4 protein-coding genes and 1 pseudogene are annotated in these 2510 nt (G+C 62.7%); 4 read left to right on the top strand and 1 reads right to left on the bottom strand.

Annotated features, from left to right (window positions below; translation table 11 throughout):
- Both fliI and ACYCUK_RS24345 read left to right on the top strand, forming a co-directional pair.
- Positions 1 to 344, top strand: a pseudogene (gene fliI, locus ACYCUK_RS24340) (flagellum-specific ATP synthase FliI); the annotation flags it as partial.
- The gene (locus ACYCUK_RS24345) at positions 337 to 786 is read left to right on the top strand and encodes a flagellar export protein FliJ (RefSeq protein ID WP_461268388.1); all 450 of its coding nucleotides are present in this window, start codon (positions 337 to 339) and stop codon (positions 784 to 786) included. The pseudogene fliI and the gene ACYCUK_RS24345, both read left to right, overlap by 8 nt.
- Here ACYCUK_RS24345 and ACYCUK_RS24350 read toward each other — a convergent pair.
- Positions 771 to 1163, bottom strand: a complete 393-nt coding sequence (locus ACYCUK_RS24350; protein ID WP_461597155.1) for a hypothetical protein — start codon at positions 1161 to 1163, stop codon at positions 771 to 773. The genes ACYCUK_RS24345 and ACYCUK_RS24350 overlap by 16 nt on opposite strands.
- Before the next feature lie 445 nt (positions 1164 to 1608).
- On the opposite strand from ACYCUK_RS24350, the gene ACYCUK_RS24355 reads away from it, so the two are divergent.
- Together ACYCUK_RS24355 and ACYCUK_RS24360 are read left to right on the top strand one after the other, a co-directional pair.
- Entirely contained in the window at positions 1609 to 2028 is a 420-nt protein-coding gene (locus ACYCUK_RS24355) for a flagellar hook-length control protein FliK (RefSeq protein WP_461597156.1), read from the top strand.
- Positions 2029 to 2043: 15 nt separating this feature from the next.
- The coding region (locus ACYCUK_RS24360) for a flagellar motor switch protein FliM (RefSeq protein ID WP_461597157.1) at positions 2044 to 2510 on the top strand (467 nt) is incomplete at its 3' end.

The following is a 2510-nucleotide window of genomic DNA, read 5'->3' on the forward strand; positions in this document are numbered from 1 at the left end:
ATATCGTCTTGTCGCGCGCCCTGGCCGAACAGGGACATTATCCGGCCATTGATCTGGAGGCCTCCATCAGCCGGGTGATGCCCAAGATCGTCGCAGCGGAAGACCTGCGGCGCCTGCATCGGCTCAAGGCACTTTATGCGCGTTATCGCGAGCACCAGGATCTCATCGCCGTGGGCGCCTACACACCGGGGATGGACCCGTTGCTGGATCAGGCGGTCCAGGCCCATGCCAGTATTGTCGGATTCCTCCGCCAGGATCAGCGGGATGCCTTGCCCCTAAGTGTTAGTCGGGAGCAGTTGGCAATGGTAATGGCGCCGTATATGGAGGCAATGGATCATGGCTAAAACGGATGCCATCCGCTATCTGCAGCAACAGGCCGATGCCACCCGGAAGGATGCAGCCCAGGCCCTGGCCCGTCAGCAGGCCATACTCCTCGACGCGCAAAACAAGCTCGCCCTCCTGGGGCGTTATGTGGCGCATTATCGGCAGGAAGCGCAGAGTTCCGAGCGCGCCGGCGTATGGAGCGCACAGGCACGGGAAATGCGGGCCTTCATTGCCCAGTTGGATCAGGTGGTGACGATGCAGCAGGAATCCTTGGGTCGGCATCGACAGCAGGCCGATCTTTTGCAGCGGCAGTGGCTGCGCGCAAGGGGCCGCGAAGAGGCCCTGGCCGGCCTGTTGCGCCGGGCCGAAAACCAGCGGCACGCGCAGCAATTGCAGCAAATGCAAAAAGAACTGGATGAGTGGGCGCAGCGGGCAGCAAGTCGTCTTCAGATGATGGCGTGATTTTTGCTGGAGGCAGGATGGACAAGCAAAGCGTGAGGAATGGTCATGGCGCCTGAAGCAATGAACTCGGTAGCGGCGAGCCCGCCCTCCAGCCAGGCTGCCAATGGCGGTAACGGCCCTTCGTCAACGGCTGCTGCAGAGCCTTTTGCAACGGTTATGGGTCGGCAAATGCCCGTCCCAGGGGCGCCGGCCAAGCCGGACCCTGCGGCACCGGAAACTGCGGCGCCGCCATCCGCTTTGTCAGGGCAAGCATCCTCCGAAGCGACGGCATTGACAAAAAAAGCGGTAGAAAAGGATGCCAAAGGCCAGCCGGACGGCAAAACATTGCCGCCGACCCCCACGCCGGTATTGCCGATGCTTTTTGCGGATCCGGGCACCGTACCGCCGGTAACCCCGCCGGCGGGCCTAGGGCATGCCCTGGCTACGGAGGCCGTGGCGGTGAGCAAGTCTTCGCCGTCCGGCGCGCCGCCTGCGGCGTTGCCCCGCAGCCCGATTTTTGGGCAGAGCCAGCCTGTCCTGACGACAAATGGCCTCCAGGCGGACGCAGCGCACTCCAGCACCAATGCCCAAGGGCAGATGCTGCAGAGCCCGGGTCGGACGTCCATGGGCGCAACGGCTGGTCACCCGACAGCGGTGCTGACCGAGTTGCTATCGGCACCGTTGCTGGCGGCGGCAGCCCATGGCAGCAGGGGAATAACGACATCCGGCAGCAGCACCCCCTCCCTGCCGGATCCGTCTTTGCAGGGTGTCGGGGCAGCGCCGGGCGGTCCCAGTCTCCTGTTGTCGGTACCACCCCTGGTGACTACTGCGCCGGTGAGCGCCATGGCAGCTACGCTGGCTCCACCGGTATCGACCGCACCGGCAGGGGGGAATGCCCTGGGTCAGCAATTGCTGTTCTTTATGGGAAACACGCTCCAGCAAGCCACCCTGCATCTGAACCCGCCTCATCTGGGGCCTCTGGAGGTGCATCTGGATATGCAGCAGGGGCAGGCCAATGCCTTCTTCATCTCTCCGCACGCCGTTGTGCGCGAAGCCATTGCCGCGGCCTTGCCGCAATTGCAGGCCGGGTTTGCGGCGGCAGGGTTGCAGTTGGGTCAGGCCGCGGTAACGGCAGATGGTGGCGGCGGCCCTTTCCCCCGCGGCAAGTCCCCCCAAGGCCGGAGGCCCGAGCCTGTTGATGAGATCGGCGCCGCACCTGCGGCGGCTCGGGTGCAACTGGGCTTGGTGAATACTTTTGCGTGACGGCCCGGTGAATTAATGGCACAGGATATCCTTTCCCAGGAAGAGGTGGACGCCCTCTTCAAGGGCCTCGCCGGTGGTGACATTGAAACCGAAGCCGAAGCCCCCGAGGCGCAGGGCACAATACGCAAGTATGATCTGGCCAACCAGGATCGGATCGTACGCGGGCGGATGCCCACCTTGGAAGTCATCAACGAGCGTTTTGCACGTTTATGGCGGGTCAGTCTGTTCAATTTCCTGCGGCGCTCCGCAGAAATATCGGTGGGACCGGTGCGCTTGCTGAAATATAGTGAATTTATTCGCAACCTGATCGTACCCAGCAATATCAATATGGTGCAGATCAAGCCCCTGCGGGGAACGGCGCTGTTCATCTTCGACCCACGGCTCATTTTTGCCGTGGTGGATAATTACTTCGGGGGGGATGGGCGTTTTCATGCCCGTATCGAAGGCCGGGAGTTCACGCCGCTGGAGCAGCGTATTATCCG

The sequence above is a fragment of the Thiomonas sp. genome, from assembly GCF_054608695.1.

Excerpts from the sequence above, each read along its gene's own strand:
- ACYCUK_RS24345 (WP_461268388.1), top strand. The coding sequence starts at position 337 with ATGGCTAAAACGGATGCCATCCGCTATCTGCAGCAACAGGCCGATGCC.
- ACYCUK_RS24355 (WP_461597156.1), top strand. The coding sequence starts at position 1,609 with ATGGCAGCTACGCTGGCTCCACCGGTATCGACCGCACCGGCAGGGGGG.